Source organism: Pseudomonas bubulae, from assembly GCF_037023725.1.
Taxonomy (GTDB): Bacteria; Pseudomonadota; Gammaproteobacteria; order Pseudomonadales; family Pseudomonadaceae; genus Aquipseudomonas; species Aquipseudomonas bubulae.
The window spans coordinates 3,403,944-3,424,097 of sequence record NZ_CP146077.1; the positions used below are offsets into that span (position 1 = coordinate 3,403,944).

Annotated in this window: 17 protein-coding genes; 12 read left to right on the forward strand and 5 right to left on the reverse strand. The window is 58.6% G+C overall.

All coding sequences use genetic code 11. From position 1 onward, the window contains the following. Window positions 1-461: 461 nt before the first annotated feature. From bcsE to bcsC, 9 genes are all read left to right on the forward strand, one after another. Window positions 462-2,009 (forward strand): cellulose biosynthesis protein BcsE, encoded by a 1,548-nt coding sequence (gene bcsE / locus V6L81_RS15475; RefSeq protein WP_338660118.1) that lies wholly within the window; start codon window positions 462-464, stop codon window positions 2,007-2,009. After that, a complete protein-coding gene (bcsF, locus tag V6L81_RS15480; protein WP_095000196.1) occupies window positions 2,006-2,206 on the forward strand; it encodes a cellulose biosynthesis protein BcsF in 201 nt (66 codons plus the stop codon). Before bcsE ends, bcsF begins: the two co-directional genes overlap by 4 nt. Then, the gene (bcsG, locus tag V6L81_RS15485) at window positions 2,193-3,839 is read left to right on the forward strand and encodes a cellulose biosynthesis protein BcsG (protein WP_095000195.1); all 1,647 of its coding nucleotides are present in this window, start codon (window positions 2,193-2,195) and stop codon (window positions 3,837-3,839) included. The genes bcsF and bcsG overlap by 14 nt, the downstream gene beginning before the upstream one ends. Then, entirely contained in the window at window positions 3,809-4,045 is a 237-nt protein-coding gene (gene bcsR / locus V6L81_RS15490; RefSeq protein WP_095000194.1) for a cellulose biosynthesis protein BcsR, read from the forward strand. Before bcsG ends, bcsR begins: the two co-directional genes overlap by 31 nt. Beyond that, complete coding sequence (gene bcsQ / locus V6L81_RS15495) at window positions 4,042-4,764, forward strand: cellulose biosynthesis protein BcsQ (RefSeq protein WP_095000193.1); 723 nt, start codon at window positions 4,042-4,044, stop codon at window positions 4,762-4,764. Before bcsR ends, bcsQ begins: the two co-directional genes overlap by 4 nt. Next, window positions 4,761-7,361 (forward strand): UDP-forming cellulose synthase catalytic subunit, encoded by a 2,601-nt coding sequence (gene bcsA, locus V6L81_RS15500; protein WP_095000192.1) that lies wholly within the window; start codon window positions 4,761-4,763, stop codon window positions 7,359-7,361. The genes bcsQ and bcsA overlap by 4 nt, the downstream gene beginning before the upstream one ends. Before the next feature lie 97 nt (window positions 7,362-7,458). Then, on the forward strand, window positions 7,459-9,684 hold the full coding sequence (gene bcsB, locus V6L81_RS15505) for a cellulose biosynthesis cyclic di-GMP-binding regulatory protein BcsB (RefSeq protein WP_338660119.1): 2,226 nt from the start codon (window positions 7,459-7,461) through the stop codon (window positions 9,682-9,684). Between the two features lie 4 nt (window positions 9,685-9,688). Beyond that, window positions 9,689-10,801, forward strand: a complete 1,113-nt coding sequence (bcsZ, locus tag V6L81_RS15510) for a cellulose synthase complex periplasmic endoglucanase BcsZ (RefSeq protein WP_095038781.1) — start codon at window positions 9,689-9,691, stop codon at window positions 10,799-10,801. Continuing rightward, window positions 10,789-14,319: a cellulose synthase complex outer membrane protein BcsC gene (gene bcsC / locus V6L81_RS15515; protein WP_095038780.1), complete on the forward strand. Its 3,531-nt coding sequence runs from the start codon at window positions 10,789-10,791 to the stop codon at window positions 14,317-14,319. The genes bcsZ and bcsC overlap by 13 nt, the downstream gene beginning before the upstream one ends. Before the next feature lie 107 nt (window positions 14,320-14,426). Here the strand turns inward: bcsC and gorA are convergent, their stop codons facing one another. Next, window positions 14,427-15,785 carry a glutathione-disulfide reductase gene (gene gorA / locus V6L81_RS15520; protein WP_095000188.1) on the reverse strand — a complete coding sequence of 453 codons (1,359 nt, stop codon included), beginning with the start codon at window positions 15,783-15,785 and terminating at the stop codon, window positions 14,427-14,429. A gap of 134 nt (window positions 15,786-15,919) precedes the next feature. Beyond that, window positions 15,920-16,759, reverse strand: a complete 840-nt coding sequence (gene galU / locus V6L81_RS15525) for a UTP--glucose-1-phosphate uridylyltransferase GalU (protein WP_016780941.1) — start codon at window positions 16,757-16,759, stop codon at window positions 15,920-15,922. 225 nt (window positions 16,760-16,984) lie between these two features. Here galU and V6L81_RS15530 point away from each other — a divergent pair, with 225 nt between their 5' ends. Both V6L81_RS15530 and V6L81_RS15535 read left to right on the forward strand, forming a co-directional pair. Beyond that, window positions 16,985-17,167, forward strand: coding sequence for a hypothetical protein (locus V6L81_RS15530; RefSeq protein ID WP_095000187.1), 183 nt, complete (start codon window positions 16,985-16,987; stop codon window positions 17,165-17,167). A 31-nt stretch (window positions 17,168-17,198) separates the two neighbouring features. Further along, window positions 17,199-17,480, forward strand: coding sequence for a hypothetical protein (locus V6L81_RS15535; protein WP_095000186.1), 282 nt, complete (start codon window positions 17,199-17,201; stop codon window positions 17,478-17,480). Between the two features lie 40 nt (window positions 17,481-17,520). On the opposite strand, the gene V6L81_RS15540 is transcribed toward V6L81_RS15535, so the two are convergent. The 3 genes from V6L81_RS15540 to V6L81_RS15550 all read right to left on the reverse strand — a co-directional run bounded on the left by V6L81_RS15540 (window position 17,521) and on the right by V6L81_RS15550 (window position 19,627). Further along, the gene (locus V6L81_RS15540) at window positions 17,521-18,444 is read right to left on the reverse strand and encodes a c-type cytochrome (protein ID WP_338660120.1); all 924 of its coding nucleotides are present in this window, start codon (window positions 18,442-18,444) and stop codon (window positions 17,521-17,523) included. Then, window positions 18,441-19,091 (reverse strand): cytochrome c, encoded by a 651-nt coding sequence (locus V6L81_RS15545; RefSeq protein ID WP_095019908.1) that lies wholly within the window; start codon window positions 19,089-19,091, stop codon window positions 18,441-18,443. The genes V6L81_RS15540 and V6L81_RS15545 overlap by 4 nt, the downstream gene beginning before the upstream one ends. Window positions 19,092-19,273: 182 nt before the next feature. Continuing rightward, window positions 19,274-19,627 carry a hypothetical protein gene (locus V6L81_RS15550; protein WP_095000183.1) on the reverse strand — a complete coding sequence of 118 codons (354 nt, stop codon included), beginning with the start codon at window positions 19,625-19,627 and terminating at the stop codon, window positions 19,274-19,276. A 209-nt stretch (window positions 19,628-19,836) separates the two neighbouring features. On the opposite strand from V6L81_RS15550, the gene V6L81_RS15555 reads away from it, so the two are divergent. Further along, on the forward strand, window positions 19,837-20,139 hold the full coding sequence (locus V6L81_RS15555) for a DUF1883 domain-containing protein (RefSeq protein WP_048379727.1): 303 nt from the start codon (window positions 19,837-19,839) through the stop codon (window positions 20,137-20,139). Window positions 20,140-20,154 lie beyond the last annotated feature (15 nt).

Sequence of the window (20,154 nt, forward strand, 5' to 3'; positions counted from 1 at the left end):
CACAATGGCTCTGTTCACAATGAACCCGCGTAAGCAATAGCACGCAATGGGACTCTCAGAAAGCCGGGCGCGTACTTTCCTCTCCCTTTAGCCGGTTTTCTCGCGAGCGTTACCTACAAATACCTTGGCCTGAGGTGCGGAGCCCTCGAATATCAGCCTTTCCAGGCGAGCAGCCAATTTAATGACTACAATCATATTGCCGTTATTTTTTTGACGATCCTCAGTCTCAAGCCACTCAACCAGATGTTTCAGATGATAAAGTACGCGCTTTCTTACACTCATTCGAGTGTAGTACTACGCTTGTCATAAATGATGCACAGCACACAGTACAAGAAGAAACAACTGAGACGTAACGGGTTAAATGTTGACAGTCATTCTATTGACACCTAAAGAAATAGACAGGTGATGGCTGGCAGTACCCGAACGCCTTAACACCTGTTCATCCTTGGGGGACGTTACGCTTGGTTCATATCAGTTTGGCCATAGGCGGATTGCCGGATCAACACATTGTGTTGCGCGCAGGCGGCTTGTATTGGGTCACGGTCGGTCACTCCGCTGACGCAAAACTGCTTGCTCGGCAATTTCTTGAAAACATACCCGAAAGCGTGCCGGCAACCTTGATTGCCAGCACCGGCTACGCACAAGGCCTGGTCAACGACATGGCGCCCGATCGCGGGCCGGAAAAACTCAAGCTGTTCGAGATCGCACCAAGAGTCATCGTGCCTGGGCTGGCCACGTTGAACCGCGACCTTGCGCGTGCCGGTACCGCCCCTTCAAGCCAGATCCTGCTGGTGCTGCCTGCCAACAGTTGGGCTGAGACCACCACAGCGGTCCAATTGCAACGTTGGTTCGAGCGCATGCGTTCCTGGCTGCTGGAGCGCAACGCCACATTGCTAGTGATTACCCATGGCGAGGCAGCGCTGCTGCATGCGCAGTTGCTGCAACTCAATCAAACCCTTTCCGGTTTAAGTCGCTTGTACCGCTACAACGGCGACCTGCGCTATCAGTTGCACTTTTGGCACAGCGATCTGGGCGTTAGCGCCGGGCAGGAGTTCAAGTTGTCGGACCAGGACGCGACCTTGCGCCTGATCCCGCAAACCGAGGTCGATACCCAGCCCCGGGTAGCGGACGATCAGCACGTTTATCTTGCCGAGCGCTCCGTGCTGGAGGGTGCGCCGTCAATGTCCAAGCACTGGTACCTGTTCGAAAACCGTGATGCATTGCTCGAAGCAGCCCAGTCAGCCAGCGCCGCGACCGTAATTGTCGGCATCGACAACAGCTACCAGTTACTTGAGCTTGCACAGCAGTTGCACGACTTGCGCGAACATTGCGGGCCGCAGTTGAAGATCGTTGTGCGCGAAATGGAACCGTCGGTGCGCTACCGCGATGAACGTCTGTTGCTGGCCTGCGGGGCCAACCTGATCGTTCCCGACGGCACCCTGCTCTCACGTTTTCTGAGCATGATTGAAAGCATTCAGGGGCAGCGCTGGCAGTACACGCAGAACATTGATTTCAAGACCCTTCTGGAACGTCAGCGCCCGCCGCAAATTCGCGGGCTGGTGAGCCCCCGTGATTTTTTCGAAGCCGTTGCGCAGATCTACCAGGACAGTTCGGGTGAGGTAACCCACCAGTTGATGAAGTTCGAACCGGTGCCCGGCATTGGTGAGGAACTGTTCCTCAATCAGATGTGCCTGCGTCGATTCGGCGACTTTGCCTGCCTGCTGGATGGCGAGCTTTACCTCTTTCTGTTTGCCTGCCGCGCTGACGGACTGGAACCGGCACTGGGCAATGTTTGCCGCCTGCCCTGGCGCGACATGTTCAGCCAGCGCCGCATGCTCAGCGGGTTGTCCGATCTGCCGGCTGACGCCTTTATGAAAGCTGGCGCCGTGCCTGCACACTTGCATATCCCCGTCGAGACCCATGCGACGCAAGCGGTATCTGCTACGGGTGAACGTGCGCCGTTAAATCCGCAAAGATTCACCCTGCCTATCAGTGAGCCACAGTCATGACGTTCCTTGAGCTAATCGATGTCATTGCATTGACCTGTGTGGTGACCGTACTGCTGACGCTGTTCTGGCAGCGCATGCGGATGTACTTGAAAAGTCATTTCGAGCAGTACCTCTCTCCCCGCTATTTGAAATCGTGCGGCGTTCGCCGTCGCATGCCAGCCAGCCCTGCTCAGAGAACGCCTGATGAGTCTGTTTAAGTCTGACGCACCGGCGCACAAAATTGCCGGATCCTGGAGCGGCCTGGGCGCCTGGAACCTGTATTTCCTGGCCAAGTTCCTGCTGGCCTGGACGGGGCATCTGAACATCCAGATTTTGCCCAACCTGATCTTTGCTGCTGTTTTGCTGATTCCGATCGCCAACCCGGCGCTACGCCGTTTGCGCACCCTGATTGCCATTCCGGTGGCCGTGGCCCTTCTGTACCAGGACACCTGGTTCCCGCCCTTCAGCCGCCTGCTGGCACAACCGGGGGTGTTGAACTTTTCGTTCGACTATATCGTCGAGCTGCTGGGGCGCTTTATCGACTGGCAAGTGTGCGCCCTGTTGCTGTTGCTGTTTGTCGGCTACCTGTTCCTGAACCAGTGGCTGCGCCTGACCACCCTCACCCTGCTGGGCTTTGCCTGGTTGGGCATGGGCAATCTGCAGTGGCTGTTGCCACCTTCCGTGCAACCGCAAATGGCCGGCGCACAGACTGCCACGGGCGTGCCGACCGTCAGCGCAGGCGAGCCCGACGACGCGACGCTCAATGGCTACCTGGAGAAGTTCTATCTCAACGAATCCACGCGCAAGGTCGAGTTCAAGGAACCGGCAGTCAAGCCGCCCCCGTTCGATCTGCTGGTGATCAATATTTGTTCCATGGCCTGGGACGACCTGGATGCCGTGGGCTTGCGTGACAACCCGTTGTTCAGCCAGATGGACGTGATATTCGACAACTTCAACTCGGCCACCGCCTACAGCGGCCCCGCAGCCATTCGCTTGCTGCGCGCCAGTTGCGGCCAGACCTCCCATGCGCAGTTGTACAAACAACCGGCGGATCAGTGCCTGTTGTTCGATGACTTGCGCAAGCTGGGCTTTTCCAATGAGCTGATGCTTAACCACACCGGTGAATTCGACGGTTTCCTGCAGGAAGTGCGTGAACAGGGCCAGTTGCCTCCTCCGGCTCTGGGTGTTGTACCCGCAGGCCTGCCGCGTACCTATGTCGGTTTTGACGGCTCGCCGATCTGGCGCGACCGTGATGTGCTGAGCAAGTGGTGGCAGCACCGCATGACTGAAGACTCACCCAATATGGCGCTGTTCTACAACACCACCAGCCTGCACGACGGTAACCGCCAGGTGCAGTCCGATGGCGGCACCCAGGCCGCTGACTACCGCAGCCGGGCGCAGATCCTTCTCGACGATCTTAATGCCTTCCTTAAAGAGCTGGAAAAAAGTGGCCGTCGCGTCGTGGTAGCCATCGTCCCTGAGCATGGCGCAGCGCTGCACGGTGACCGCATGCAGATAGCCGGCATGCGCGAAATCCCCAGTGACTCCATCACCCATGTACCGGTGGGTATCAAGCTGATCAATATGGGCGACAACGCGCAAACCCAGCCTATCCACGTCAGTGAACCCAGCAGCTACCTGGCCGTGGCAGAAATCATAGCTCGCCTGTACGCCGATCCGGCGCTGAGCAATGGCCAGACCGTGGACTGGTCCAGGCTGCTCACCGATCTGCCGAAAACCGCGAAAGTATCGGAAAACTCAGGGACCGTAGTACTCGACTACAACGGCAAACCTTATGTGCGAATCAAGGAGAACGGCGGATGGCTGCCTTACCCACAGCGGTTCAAATAAGCGCCGATATCCTTTCGCGCAAAGAACGGGCCGATGATATTGCCCGGCTTAAATCCATGATGGAGCTGCATGCCCTGGAATATGTCGATGTGTCGGCACATATGGAGCTGTTGCAGGCCTTTGAGCGCTGGCCGTTGCTGGCCTATCTAGAGGCGCAGTACAAGCAGCCCCCGTTGCTGGCCAAGGACACGGAGCAAACCCCATGATCAGCATGAGTTTGCGTGGCGTGCGGGGTGGCGTGGGCACCAGCTCAACCCTGGCGGCCCTGGGCCATGCGCTGCATGAGCTGGGGCAGAAAGTGCTGCTGGTGGACATGTGCCCGGAGAACTCCCTGGGCCTGCACTTCAATATGGACCTTGCCCCACGTGAAGGCTGGGCGCGGGCGACCCTTGACCGGCAACCCTGGCACGAACACGCCTGGGTGGTAGAGCCAGGCCTGTGCGTGCTGCCCTATGGCCAATTGAAGCCGAGCGAGCTTTTTGCCCTCGATGCCCTGCTGATTGAACAGCCAAAGCTCTGGAGCCAGCGCCAGGCTGCGCTGGCGAACGCGTTTGACTGGATACTCTTCGACCTGCCGCAACGCTTGCCTGGGCATATGACCAACCCGCACTGCGCACTCTCGATGATGGTTACCAACGCCGATGCTGCCTGCCATGTGCTGTTGCAACCGCAGCTGACGCAGACCCCGCTGTTTCTGGTCAATCGCTTCGATGCCGCCAGCCAGTTGCAGCGCGATCTGCTGCTGATCTGGCAACAGCGTTATGCCCATGCACTGGTGCCAGTCAACCTGCATGCCGATGAAGCCATGGCCGAGGCCCTGGCCAGAAGCGAGCCTGCCGGGCGCTATGCGCCCTCCAGCCTGATTGCCCTGGACATTATCAGCCTGGCCAGTTGGTGCCTGCTGCGCGGCAGGAGGCTTGAATGATCAGGCGTTGGTTCCCCTATACACGATTGCGGCGGGAGCAGAACTGCACCCGTTTTACCGCCTTCACCCTGGCGCTGATTCAAGCGCTGGGCTGGATCTTCCTGCGCCTTGAATCACCCCGCTGGCAAGCCTTGCGCGAACAGCACCGGCGCCTGTATCCGCACCTGGCGGACAAGCCCTCGACCATCGGTGACCCGCTACGCTACACGGTGCAAACCCTGTGGCTACTGCTGGTGCGAACGCCCAACCAGGACCAGATCGGCCGGCAACGCTTCCGCCAGCGCACGGCCAGCTTTTTCTCGGCCTTGCTGATGATCGTGCAACGGCCATGGAACCTGCTGTCCAATGCCTTTGCCCGCTTGCCCACCACCCTCAGCCCGCAAGTCACCAAAGGCTCGCACTGGTGGGACAACATTCAATGGCCGCTGCGCAAGGGCCTGTATATCGCCATGGGCGTACTGGCCCTGGCGTTGATTGTGCTGTGCATTACCGAACCGTTCGGTTTCCTTGCGCAACTGGTGTTTGTCGTCTTGCTGTGGATGCTGGCCATGCTGGTCCGGCGCATGCCGGGGCGCTTCCCTACATTATTGCTGATCGTGCTCTCGGTCATCGTGTCGTGCCGTTATCTGTGGTGGCGCTATACCTCGACCCTGAACTGGAACGACACCTTCGATCTGGTCTGCGGCCTGACCTTGCTGGTGGCCGAAACCTATACCTGGCTGATCCTGTTGCTGGGTTATGTGCAAACCTCATGGCCGCTCAATCGCAAACCGGCACAGCTGCCGGCAGACACCGATCAGTGGCCGGTAGTGGATCTGCTGATTCCCACCTACAACGAAGAATTGTCGGTTACCCGTGGCACGGTGTATGCGGCGCTGGGTATCGACTGGCCGAAAGACAAGCTGCGCATCCATTTGCTCGATGACGGTAACCGCCCAAGTTTCAAGACCTTCGCCGAGGAAGTGGGTATCAACTACATCGCCCGCACCGACAACCGTCACGCCAAGGCGGGTAACCTCAACCATGCCCTGAAATTGCTCGACGGCGATCTGGTGGCGATTTTCGACTGCGACCACATGCCTGCCCGCTCCTTCCTGCAATTGACGGTTGGCTGGTTTCTGCGCGATCCGAAACTGGCGCTGGTGCAAACCCCGCACCACTTCCTCTCGCCGGATCCGTTCGAGCGCAACCTGGGTACTTTCCGTAACCGCCCCAACGAAGGCGAGCTGTTCTACGGACTGATCCAGGACGGCAACGACATGTGGAACGCCGCGTTCTTCTGCGGCTCCTGCGCCATACTGCGGCGTACCGCAATTGACTCCATCGGCGGTTTTGCTGTCGAAACCGTGACCGAAGATGCCCATACCGCCTTGCGTCTGCACCGCAATGGCTGGACCTCGGCCTATCTGCGTATTCCGCAGGCGGCGGGGCTGGCGACCGAAAGCCTGTCGGCGCATATCGGCCAGCGCATCCGTTGGGCGCGGGGCATGGTGCAGATTTTCCGCACTGACAACCCGCTGTTGGGCAAGGGCCTGACGATCTTCCAGCGCATCTGCTACACCAACGCCATGATGCACTTTCTGGTGGGGCTGCCGCGGCTGGTGTTCCTCACTGCGCCCCTGGCATTCCTGTTCTTCCACGCTTACATCATCTACGCCCCGGCGGCGATGATCCTGTTGTACGTGCTGCCGCACATGATCCACGCCAGCCTGACCAACTCGCGGATGCAAGGCGCCTACCGCCAGACATTCTGGGGCGAGGTGTATGAAACCGTGCTGGCCTGGTACATCGCACGGCCCACCACGGTGGCCTTGTTCAGCCCGTCACGGGGCAAATTCAACGTCACGGCCAAGGGCGGCATGATGGAGGAAAACCAGTTCGACTGGCAGACCGCCAAGCCCTATCTGATTTTGTCGGTGTTGAACATCCTCGGCCTGGGCTTTGCCGTCTGGCGCCTGTTCTATGGCCCCAGGGATGAAATCTTCACCGTGATCGTCAGCGTCCTGTGGGTGATCTACAACCTGCTGATCATCGGGGCTGCGGTTGCAGTTGCCGCGGAAGTACGCCAGGTGCGCAACACCCACCGGGTACTCGCGCGCTTGCCGGGGGCGGTGAAACTGGCTGACGGGCACAGCTACCCTTGTGAGCTGGTGGACTACTCCGACGGTGGCGTCGGCCTGCAACTGAGCCAGGCTCTGCAATTGCCCGTCGGCACGCCGGTGTCACTGATTCTGCAACGCGGCAACCGCGAGTTTGTATTCACCGGCACCCTGACCCGTTCCAGCGAACGTTTTATTGGTCTCAGCTTTGCCCGGTTACCGGCCGAAGAAAAAATTGCCTTCGTGCAATGCACCTTTGGCCGCGCCGATGCCTGGCTTGATCACAACAGCGGTTTTGAAGCCGACAAGCCGATCCAGAGTCTCAAGGAGATCCTGGCCCTGGGCATCAAGGGTTATTACCGCCTGTATGAATACCTGCCGGCGTGGGTCCGCGTGTTGGCAAAACCTTTCCTGCACATCTTTCAGTGGCTGGGCAGCTTTTTGCCGCGCATGCCCACCTCCACCCCTCTTATTTCCCGGCCAGTGAGCAGATCATGAGTCGTATAACCAAAAAAACCATTTTCGCCAGCCTAGCGCTGATGACCTTCGCCTCACAGCTGATGTCGGCCCCCTGCCTTTGCCGGGGAGCTCACCAGTGGCCGAAACGCTGCCAAAACCTGCATTTGCACAAACCGATCAGGTACTGCCAAGCTGGCCGGTGACCTATACCTTTGAGCAACTGGGGCGCCCCGGTGACTCCCTGCTGCTGGGTATCAACAGCGCCGACCAGGTGGAATTCGGCATGCGCCGGGACCGCATTGCCAGCGACGCCAGCCTGCAGCTGGAATACACGCCCTCGCCTTCGCTGATCCCGACGGTTTCCCATATCCGGGTTTACCTCAACGATGTGCTGATGGGCGTGCTGCCGATCGAGAAGGACCAGTTGGGGCGTAAAACCACGCAAAAGATGGCCCTTGATCCGCGACTGATTTCGGACTTCAACCGCGTACGCCTGGAGTTTGTCGGCCATTACACCGAATTCTGCGAAGACCCGGCCAACAGCACCCTGTGGGTCAATATCAGCCGTGGCAGCAGCATTACCCTGCAGGAACAGGCGCTGAGCCTGCAAAACGATCTGGCGTTTTTCCCGCTGCCGTTTTTCGACCCGCGCAACAGCGGCAAGCTGGAACTGCCGTTTGTCTTCGCGGCCAACCCGACCCTGGGCGAACAGAAAGCCGCCGCGATTCTGGCTTCCTACTTCGGTAGCCAGTCCAACTGGCGCGGGGCCAATTTCCCGGTCGTGTTCGATACCCTGCCAGGCGTGCAAGACAAGGATGCCGTCCAGCCCACCGTGGTGTTTGCCACCAACGATCACCGCCCTGCTTTTATGAGCGATCTGGAGAAATTCCCGGCCGTGACCGCGCCTGTGGTCGAAATGATCAATCACCCGGATGCGCCTTACAGCAAAATCCTGCTGGTCATGGGTCGCAACGAAGAAGACCTGGCTACAGCCGCCAAGGCCCTGGCCCTGGGCGGCAACCTGATGCGCGGTTCCCGTGTGACCATCGACAAGGTCCAGGAACTGCAACCGCGCAAACCCTACGATGCTCCGGCGTGGATGCGTACCGACCGCCCTGTGCGTTTTGCCGAACTGGTCAGTTACCCGCAACAACTGCAAGTCAGCGGGCTGGTGCCACGCGCCATCACCCTGGACGTCAACCTGCCGCCTGACCTGTTTGTCTGGCGCAACCAGGGTATCCCGCTGCGCACCCAGTACCGCTACACCGCGCCGTCGGCCAATGATGATTCGCGCTTGAATATCAGCCTCAATGACCAGTTCCTCACCAGCCTGCCATTGCTGCGCAAAGACACCAGCAACCTCGAAGAACTGCGCCTGTCGGTGCTGTCCAACGACTCAGCCAACGTCAATGACAAACTGATCGTGCCTTCGCTGAAAATTGGCGACCGTAACCGTCTGCGTTTCGACTTCAACTTTGCCAGCACCATGGGCAGTTCACAGAAAGATCGCTGCCAGACCATCCTGCCGGCCAACACCCAGGCAATTATCGATGAGGACTCCACCATCGATATGTCCGGCTACTACCACTACATCAGCATGCCGGACCTCAAGGCCTTTGCCCGCAGTGGTTTCCCGTTCAGCCGCATGGCCGACATGTCCGAATCCATCGTTGTCGTACCCAAAGACACCACACCGACACAAATCAGCACCCTGCTTGAAACCGTGGCCAGCATTTCTGCGCGTTCCGGCTACCCGGCGTTCGGCTTGCGCCTGACCGATGACTGGCAATCCGCCTCCAAGGAAGATGCCGACCTGCTGGTACTGGGACAAATGGCACCAGACCTGCGCGATAACCCGGACTTGAGCGTATTGCTGCAACGCCAGCGTGACATGCTGGTACAGCCACATGGCACCACCGGTATTGATGCCAACATTCGTCTCACGCCGTCGACCGACGCACGCAACGTGCCAGCCAACAAGGTGGAAGTCACAGCGCAGGCCCCGATTGCAGCTATCCTGGGCATGCAGTCCCCGACCCATAACCAGCGCAGTGTCGTGGCAATGTTGGCCAATGACGATGCAGACTACAACTTGTTGCGCGAAGTCCTCGGTGACAGCGGCAAGCTGGACGCAGTAGCGGGCTCCGCGGCACTGATCCGCAGCAGCGGTGTTTACAGCCAACTGGTGGGTGACCAGTACTTTGTTGGCAACCTGCCATGGTACCTGTTGCTGTGGTACCAGCTCTCCGAGCACCCGGTGCTGCTCACCGTGCTGGCCGTGATCAGCGTTCTGCTCAGCGCCTTCCTGCTGTGGCGTGCCTTGAGCTGGGCGGCCAACCGTCGCCTGAACAAGCATGACTAACGCCATGAAGCGACTGGCGGCACTTACCCTGAGCTCGACCCTGGGGCTATTGCCTCAGGTGGCGAGTGCGCAATCCTGTGACTGGCCCGCCTGGGACAGTTACAAGAAGGCCATGATGAGCAGCGACGGGCGCATTATCGATGGCTCGTCGGCGCAAATGATCACCACCTCGGAAGGTCAAAGCTACGGGTTGTTTTTTGCTTTGCTGGGCAACGACAAAAAGAGTTTTGCGAGCATTCTCGAGTGGACCCGCAATAACCTCGCCGGTGGCAGCCTTGAGGCTCATTTGCCAGCCTGGCAATGGGGTCTGGCAAAAAACGGCAAGTGGCAGATCCTGGACAGCAACAATGCCAGCGATGCCGATCTGTGGATCGCCTACAGCCTGCTCGAAGCCGGCCGGCTGTGGCAGTGGCCCGAGTATGTCGCGCTTGGGCAGAACATGCTCTGGCGCAGCGCTGCGCAAAGCCTGCGCAAGCTGCCCGGGCTGGGCCTGATGCTGTTGCCCGGGGATGTGGGTTTTGACAGCCCCAAGGGTTGGCGCCTGAACCCCAGCTATTTGCCACCGCAACTGTTGGCCCGTTTTGCGCGTATATCACCGATCTGGGCCGAACTGGCGAGCAACCAGCAACGCATGCTGATAGAGACTTCGCCCAAAGGCTTTGCCCCGGACTGGCTGCAGTGGAAAGCCGGTGGCGGTTGGGCACCGGACAGCAAGGAGGGTTCGCTGGGGGACTACGATGCCATTCGCGTCTACCTGTGGGTTGGCATGCTGGCCCAGGACGCGGCCGGTCGCCAGCCACTGCAACAACATTTTGCGCCCATGGCCAACCTCACCCAAACCCTGAGCTATGTGCCAGAAAGCGTCAATGCCGTTACCGGCAAATACACCGGCACGGGGCCGGTAGGGTTTTCCGCCGCCATGCTGCCGTTACTGTCCAGCCTGGACTCCCCCGCGCTGGCTGTTCAACAGGAACGGATCAAGCAACAGCCGCCTGCGGCCGATGCCTATTACAACCAGTCACTGCTGCTGTTCGGCCAGGGCTGGGATGAACAACGCTATCGCTTTGACAAGGATGGGCAGCTTTTACCTTCGTGGATCAAAACATGCCAAAAATAACAACGTGGGCGTTCCTGCTCGGTGGGTTGTCCACTGCAGCCATTGCACAGCCGAGCACGGTGCAGGAGCAGCAACAATGGCTGCTGGAGCAGGTTCGGATCGGCGAAGCCATGTACCGCGAAGACCTGGTGCGTGACTCGCTGGCACGGCTGCAATTGATCTCACCCAACAACCCGCAAGCGTTGGTGGCGTCGATACGCCAGGCATTGCTGGAGAAAAACCCGGAGCTGGCCAGGCAGCGTCTGGCCCAGTTGCAAAATGTTGCCCCTGATTCGGCGGCACTGCGTCAGGCCCAGAGCCTGATGAAGCTGCAAGACCCACAAAGCCAGAAAGACCTGCAACAGGCGCGCCTGTTTGCTGCGGCCGGTCGTCCTGAAGAAGCCGTGGCGATTTTCGAGCGACTGTTTGGCAATGCCCCGCCGGATTTTGCCACGGCACTGGAATACCTGCGCATCCGCAGCAATATCCAGGGCCAGCGTGCACAGGTCATCGAGCAACTGCGCAGCCTGGACAAACAGTACCCGGGCAACCCCGGCCTGCGTCAGACCCTGGCCGACCTGTTGTTCCGCGAAGACCGTGCGCCAGAAGCCCTGATCGTCCTGCAGCAACTGGCCAAAGACCCGGTCGCCAGTAATGCTGCGGCTGAGCGTGAATACACCTACCTCAGCACATTGCCGGTGGATCGCACATCGGCACAGGCCTGGCAGGGCTTTATTGCGCGCTATCCAAATTCGCCGCTGATTGGCGAGGCCAATAAAAACCTGCAAAAGCAGCAAAGCCTGCTGAATGACCCGGCATGGACCGCCGGCGCCCAGGGCAAGCAAATGATCGACCAGTCGCGCAGCCCGGCAGCCGCCGAAGGCCTGCTGCGCCGCGCTCTCAAACAATACCCCGACGACCCGACCCTTTACGGTGCCCTGGGCATGGCGCAGTTTCGCCAGGGCCGCTATGCCGAAGCCAACAGCAACTTTGCCACCGCTCGCAGCAAAGAACAGGACACATCCAATATCAGCAAGTGGCAAGACCTGATGGACGCCAGCCGCTACCGCATGCTGCTCAGTCAGGGCGACAAGGCCCTTGAACAAAATAACCCGGCAGCGGCGCGCACGGCCTTTACCCAGGCACGCAAGGCCAAGCCCGGCGATGCCGACCCACTCATAGGCCTGGCCAGCGTGGCCCAGGCCGAGCACGACGATATCCAGGCCGAAGCCTTGCTGTTGCAGGCCCGTCGTCTTGAGCCCGGCAATGGCAGTGCGGTGCGTGGGCTGATGCGTCTGTACAGCGCGCAAGACCCGCAAAAGGCCAAGGCTTTCCTTGATCGCCTGCCGCCGGCCAGCCAGAAGGAATTTGCCAGCCTGCGCCAGAGCATCGAACTTGACGAACTGAACCGTCAGGCCGATGCCGCTACCGAGCGCAAGGACTGGCCGCAAGTGGTCGCCTTGCTCAGCAAAATCCGTAACCTCAGCCCCGATGAGCCTTGGGTCACTTATCGTCTGGCCAACGCCCAGCGCGAAATCAACCAGCCGGGCGCCGCTGATGACAGCTTCAAACAGCTGATGACTCGTCAGGGTCGCAACCCTGAAGCGCTTTATGCCTACGCGTTGTACCTATCAAGTACCGAGCGCGATGCCAGTGCCTTGAGCGTTCTGGAACAACTGCCCAAGACGCAATGGAGCGACTCCATGCGTGAGCTGGATACGCGGCTGCAACGCAATGTACTGGTGGCCCGGGCTGAAAGTCTGCGCGCCGCCGGGCAAGAGCCGCAAGCGATTGCCCTGTTGATGCAGAACTCGGACAACGACGATCTGATGACCATCGCTGGCTGGGCCCAGGAGCGTGGTGACTATGAACAGGCGCAAAACCTCTACAGCCAGGTGCTGAAAAAAGAACCGGGCAACACTGATGCGCGCCTGGGCCAGATCGAAACCCTGATTGCCAGCAAACAGCTGCCTTCGGCTCGTCAGCAACTGACACAGTTTACCCCTGCCCCCGGCACGCCATTGACCCCTTCACAGCAACGTCGGGTAGCCAATGCCTGGGCCGCCGTGGGTGAGCCTGAAAAGGCCCAGGCCATCTATGCCCAATTGTTGCAATCACCGCAGGCTGACCCGCTGATGTATCGCGACGCGGCGCGGCTGATGTCGGCCAGGGAGCCGCAAAAGGCACTGGACTACTATGCCAAAAGCATGGCCGCCGCAGGGCTGATTACCCCTGAGCAAGGCAACCCCCGGGACAATCGCGCCATGACCATGGCCAGTCGTGAAAAGGACGATGACGAGTGGCTGGCCCGTAGCTTGCGCAGTGATGTGGACGAACTCTACCAGCGGCAAAATCCGACAGTTCATCTGTATACCGACTATGGCTGGCGTTCGGACGATGCTTCCGCCGGCACTTCGGACACCGACACCCGAACCACCATCCTGCAACTGGACCTGCCGGTGGCCGATGGCAGCGGTTTTCTGCGCGCAGAACAGTTGAATATGGATGCAGGAAAATTCGATGCCGACCCGGACGGACTCGTGCGCGAGAACTACGGCACCTGTGCTGTGGAGGTCAATCGCAAGGGTACCAATGGCCCTGACTTCTCTGGCTGCGATGACCGCTCGCAATCGGTCAACGGCACGATGATGGCGGCGGGCTGGAAAAACGAGGTGTGGAACATCGATATCGGTCGTACACCGGATAACTTCAAGGTACCCAACTGGCTGGGCGGTGTGGCCTACAGCAGCAAGATCGGCTCACTGGGCTGGACCCTGACCGGTTCACGTCGCCCGCTGAGCAACTCGATCCTGTCCTATGCCGGGGCTACCGATCCCAACACCGGTGTGACCTGGGGCGGCGTCACGTCCAACGGTGTGACCTTGAGCCTGAGCCACGACGAAGGGGGCGTAGACGGTGTATGGGCCAGTTTCGGCCAGCACTGGTTGCGCGGCAAAAACGTCGAAGACAACCACAAGAGCACGGCCATGGCCGGTTATTACTACCGTCTGGTGGAGCGCGCCGACGAACGTTTGCGCACCGGTCTGACACTGATGTATTGGGGGTATGACAAGGACTCGAGTGAATACACTCTCGGCCAGGGCGGTTACTACAGCCCGCAGAAGTACTATTCGATTGGTGTGCCGCTGAACTACGCCTTCCGTACCGCCAACTGGTCGGTGGCATTGGAAAGCTCGGTGAGCTGGTCGTATGCGAAAACCGATGCCAATGACCTTTACCCGCTGGACGGACTGAACAGCAAACTGCTGCAGCGGCTCGATGATGCTGGCTACCAGCTTGCCGACGGTCTGGGGCAGACCTCGGGCGGCAGCAGCACTGGCATTGGTTACCGCGTACAGGGGCTGGTAGAGCGCAGGCTGTCGGATCATCTGGTACTGGGCGGCGGAGTGCTCTATCAGCACAGCGATGACTATGCCCCGAGCCGGGCGATGCTCTACCTGCGTTATACCTTCGACGTGTGGCAGGGCAACTTGCCGATGCCGGTGCAACCGTTGATTCCGTATGCCGATTTCAGGTAATTGGCAAATCAGTGTGGGAGCGGGCTTGCTCGCGATCGGAGCGACGCGGTTTAACAGATAGACCGCGCCGTCTGCATCGCGATGCAAGACCGCTCCCACAGTGAAAATCAGCGTTTTACCGGCGTGCGCATGGTCACAAACTCTTCAGCAGCCGTCGGGTGTACGCCGATGGTTTCGTCAAAGTGCTGTTTGGTCGCCCCGGCCTTCAAGGCAATCGCCAGTCCCTGCACGATCTCCCCCGCCTCCGGCCCGACCATATGGCAACCGAGCACCTTGTCGGTGTCGGCATCCACCACCAGCTTCATCAACGTACGCTCCTGGCACTCGGTGAGTGTCAGTTTCATCGGGCGAAAGCTGCTTTCGAAAATCTGCACCTTGTGTCCCGCCTCAATGGCCTGTTCTTCGCTCAAACCCACCGTGCCGATGTTAGGCAGGCTGAACACAGCCGTCGGGATCATTTGGTAATCCACCGGCCGATATTGCTCGGGCTTGAACAGGCGGCGCGCCACGGCCATGCCTTCGGCCAGCGCCACGGGCGTCAACTGCACGCGACCGATCACATCGCCAATGGCCAGGATCGATGGCTCGGCACTCTGGTACAGATCATCCACTTCGACAAAACCGCGCTTGTCGAGTTTGACCCCGGTGTTCTCCAGGCCCAGGTTATCGAGCATCGGCCGACGGCCCGTGGCGTAGAACACACAATCGGCGATCAGCTCGCGACCGTCCTTGAGTGTGGCTTTGAGGCTGCCATCGGCCTGCTTGTCGATCCGCTCGATATCGGCATTGAACTGTACGTCCATGCCGCGCTTGATCAGTTCTTCGTGCAAGTGCTTGCGCACTGCACCATCAAAACCGCGCAGGAACATCTCGCCACGATAGAGTAAGGACGTTTTCGCACCCAAACCGTGGAAAATCCCAGCAAACTCGACGGCGATATAGCCACCGCCCACCACCAGCACACGCTTGGGAAGCTCTTTGAGGAAGAATGCCTCGTTGGAACTGATTGCATGTTCATGGCCCGGGATGTCGGGAATCTGCGGCCAGCCGCCGGTGGCGATCAGGATATGTTTGGCGGTATGACGCTGACCGTTGATTTCAACTTCATTGGGGCCGGTTATTTTCGCGTGACCTTCGATCAGGGTCACACCGCTGTTGACCAGCAAGTTGCGATAAATACCGTTGAGACGATTGATCTCGCGGTCTTTGTTGGCGATCAGGGTCGCCCAGTCAAAGTCGGCCTCACCCAGGCTCCAGCCAAACCCCGAGGCTTGCTCGAAATCTTCAGCAAAGTGCGCGCCGTACACCAGCAGCTTTTTCGGCACGCAGCCAACGTTCACGCAGGTACCGCCCAGATAGCGGCTTTCTGCTACAGCCACTTTTGCGCCAAAACCTGCGGCAAAACGTGCAGCACGCACGCCACCAGAACCCGCACCAATGACAAATAGATCAAATTCGTAGGCCATTTCTCTCTCCTAGGCAGGCCATCAGCATAATCGCTCCTGCGCGATTGACCAGCGCTGGAAGTTGCCGACAGCAAAAAAACGAAAAAGCCACCCGAGGGTGGCTTTCTCTTGAAGCGATCTACAACGGGCCGCTATCAGTAAGCTTTGCCGGTTTTGTAGAAGTTTTCAAAGCAGAAGTTGGTTGCTTCGATGTAGCCTTCGGCGCCACCGCAGTCAAAGCGCTTGCCCTTGAACTTGTAAGCAATCACGCAACCGTTTTGCGCCTGCTTCATCAGCGCGTCGGTGATCTGGATTTCACCGCCTTTGCCCGGTTCGGTCTGTTTGATCAGATCGAAGATATCCGGAGTCAGGATGTAACGGCCGATGATGGCCAGGTTGGAAGGTGCATCTTCCGGAGCTGGTTTTTCAACCATGTTGCGCACGCGGTAGAGGTCGTCACCAATCAGGTCGCCAGCGATCACGCCGTACTTGTTGGTTTCTGCCGGATCAACTTCCTGGATCGCGATAATGGTGCAGCGGTACTGATTGTACAGCTTGACCATTTGTGTCAGGACGCCGTCGCCTTCCAGGTTGACGCACAGGTCGTCTGCCAGAACCACGGCAAAGGGTTCGTCGCCGATCAGCGGGCGGCCAGTCAGAATTGCGTGGCCCAGTCCCTTCATTTCGGTTTGACGGGTGTACGAGAACGAGCACTCGCTCAGCAGGCGGCGGATACCGACCAGGTACTTCTCTTTATCAGTACCCTTGATCTGGTTTTCCAGCTCGTAGCTGATGTCAAAGTGGTCTTCCAGGGCGCGCTTGCCGCGGCCCGTCACGATGGAAATTTCAGTCAAGCCAGCGTCCAGTGCTTCTTCAACCCCGTACTGGATCAGTGGCTTGTTCACCACCGGCAGCATTTCTTTTGGCATGGCCTTGGTCGCTGGCAAAAAGCGAGTGCCGTAACCGGCTGCTGGGAACAAGCATTTCTTGATCATATGAGTCCTTTAAAGGGCTGTACGTTCCAAATTTGGCGCAGTCTAATCAGGCAGCATCGACGTTACAATGCTTCTCGATAGCAAACTGATGCCAACCTAGATAAATATTTTGCCCGTTAGTTCCTTTGCGATTGAATTTGATTGGCGCCCATCGTGTTTACCACTACCCGTGATGCCCTTGCGCTATTATCACGCCATTAATCCAGCCAATCAGGCAGCTTTTCGATGTCAGCAACAATCAGTGTTAACGGTTATGAGATCAAACCCGATGAATCGGGCCAATGGTGCGTGTTTGCTGCCTCGGGTGAAAACGTTGCCGGACCATTCAGCTCGCAACAGGCCGCAGCAGAAGTCGCCTCGGTATTTCAGGACCAACCTGAGCCAGCAGCCCGACGCAGCAAAAAATAACAGCAACTCCACTTATGTGATGGTTACCCGGATGAAGAAAGTTCTGACACTGCTCGCATTGGTGACTCTGGGTGGGTGCGCGACGGCATCCAGCACTTACCTGGCCGATGGCAAACAAGGGTTGAGCATAGACTGTTCTGGCGAGGCCATGTCCTGGGCCAAGTGCTATGAGAAAGCCGAGGCCTCATGTGCCGGTACTGGCTATACCATCATTGCCACGGATGGTTCGCCTGCGCTTGCGCAAAGCGAGAAAACCCTGGGCGCAGATGTAGGTAATTTTAAAAGTCGCACTGTCGTAGTGGCCTGCAAGTAAGGGATACCGCTAAAGCGCATGACTTTAGCGGTAACTGCAATTACCGGGTGCCCTGGCCGACCAAAACGCCATTCACGGTTTGCCCATAAACGTTGACGCCGTCATTGGCATGGAACTTCAACCGGGTTTTTTCCACTGAACCTTCGACCAGTCGAGGGTCCTGTGGCCGTTCGTGGGTGTTGATGTACGCCGCCACATCCCAGGCCTGCTCGTCACTCAAGCTGTTGGCCTTGCCCAGTGGCATGTTGTGCTTGATAAACGATGCCGCGGTATTGATCCGGTGCATGCCGGCTCCCCAGTTGTAGGAATCCTTGCCCCACAATGGCGGCATCACATAGTCCTCCCCCACCTTTTGCCCCTGCCCGTTGTCACCATGACAGACGGCACATTGGTCCTTGTACAGCGCAGCACCACGGCTCAAGTTGTACCCAGCCTTGGGCTCGGGCACATCGGGATACCCTCGTCCCGGCAACTCAACCCCCGTAGGAGCCTTGGTTGACAACCAATAGGCATAGGTTGAGAGCGCCGTGATCTCGCGGCTATCGGCAGCCGGTGGCGTACCGCCATTCATGCTGAACTGAAAGCAGCCCTGCAGGCGTTCGGCAAAGGTATTGACCTTGTCGTTTTTCTTGCGGTACGCCGGGTACATGGGGTACGCCCCCCACAGCGGGGCTGAGTTGGCCAGACGACCCTGATCAAGATGGCAGTTCGTACAGTTAAGGCCATTGCCGACAAACTTCGGGGCCTGGCGTTTGGTGTCAACAAACAGGGCATAGCCGTCCATGACCATTTTGCCGTAGGCGTTGTCGGGCAATTCGCTTTGTTGCGGCGGCTGAAAGTAGGTGATGTTATCGGCAGGTGCAGGCACCTTGATCTGCGACTGGTCTTCCATCGCAATGGGCGCTGCATGGACCGCGCTGCCAAAGAGGAAGGATGCCGCACAGGTTGATATCAGACGTTTCATGGTTTGACCTCCTTGTGCCCTACAGTGCTGAAATAGTCGGCAACCGCCTTGATTTCGTCTTCGCTCATGGCCTTGGCAATATGACCCATCAGGTCATTGGGATCGTTGCGCCGGGTGCCATCGCGCCAGGCATTGAGCTGCGCCGTCAGGTACAGCGCCGGTTGATTGGCCAGGGGCGGGAAGGCACTTCCCACCCCCACCCCACCCGGGCCATGACAGCTGACGCACTCGGGTATCTGACGCTCCCAGGCGCCGCGCAAGGCCAACTTTTCTCCAGGGCCTGAAGGCATGGTGCTGCGGTTGATGGCAGGCACCGCAGGGGCCGGCATGGCGGCAATGCTGGCGGTGACCGCGGCAATTTCCTGGTCGCTCAGGGCCTTGGCCAGGGGTTGCATCACCGGGCTGACCCGTTTGCCACTTTGAAAGTCGTGCAGTTGCTTGCTCAGGTAATCGGCAGAAAGACCGGCTAATCGCGGAAACCCGGCAGGTGCCAGCCCCATGCCATCCGCACCGTGGCACGCCACGCAGGCCGTGGCACCCGGTTGGGCACCGCCCTGCAGGTAGATGTTGGGGGTCGGTTGTGCCTGGGTATTGCTCACGGCGAGCAGCATGAGGCTGCTCAATAGCGTTCGCTTGAGTGGAATCATGACCAGCTCCATTATTGTTATATGCTTAGGCCTATAAAATATAAGCCTACAGATCCTAGGAGAATTCTTACCTGGTCACAACACTGCTTCGGATCCAATGGTAAAGCAGGACAAAAAAAACCTGACGTTCGCAAGGCAAACGTCAGGTTGGGGTCTTGCCGCCGGTTGACTGAGATAAGGCGTCAGTCACCGGAAATACAGTGAGTGGCGGCTTTGCGAATATCGCCCGGGCGCACCGGTACATTGGACATGCTTTCGTACACCTTGATACTGCTGCCGCCGGAGCGCTCTTCAATATCAATGACCGCCGTTGGATTGGAGGTCAGCTTTTGCGGGACGATAATCCGAAAACCGTCTTTATGCGGTTCAATCTGAGGTGCCCTGCGTGTGCTGGACAGTTGTTGCACCACACATTGAGCATAGGCGTCGGGCTTCTTGCCCGAAATCACACTCATGGTGGGCAGCGTCTGCTCAATATCGGTAACGGATGCACAGCCACCCAAGGCCAGCAACGCCGCTAATACGCCCCACTTCATAGACATTCTCCGTTAAAGACACTACGACAATGGATATGCGGAATTTCTCCCGGGCCATAGTGAATAAATACTCAATAGTGGCGGATTATCCACGTTTTACGTCAAACTCACCCGCATCACGGCATAATACTCGGCTTTAGCCCCCTGATAGGGCTGAAGCACATGCTATCGTGCTGATTATTCAGCAGATTCACGTTTTTGGAGACACCATGAAATTTATTCACCAGCGCGAGCACCTCAACGAAGACGACATCGTCGTCATCGAGTGCTCCCAGCCTTGCAACATCCGCCTGATGAGCGATGCGCACTTCCGCAGTTTTAAAAATGGTGGCCGCCACTCCTACCATGGCGGCGCCTTCAAGGACTTCCCGGCCCGCATCACCGCGCCGAGCACCGGTTTCTGGAACATCACCATCGATACCGTGACCAGCCGTGCCATCAGCGTAACCCGCAAGCCAAGCTTCAAGCCGACCATTAAAATCGTGCGTCGCTCAAGCTCCAAACTTCGCTAAACCCAAAGCAGGAAT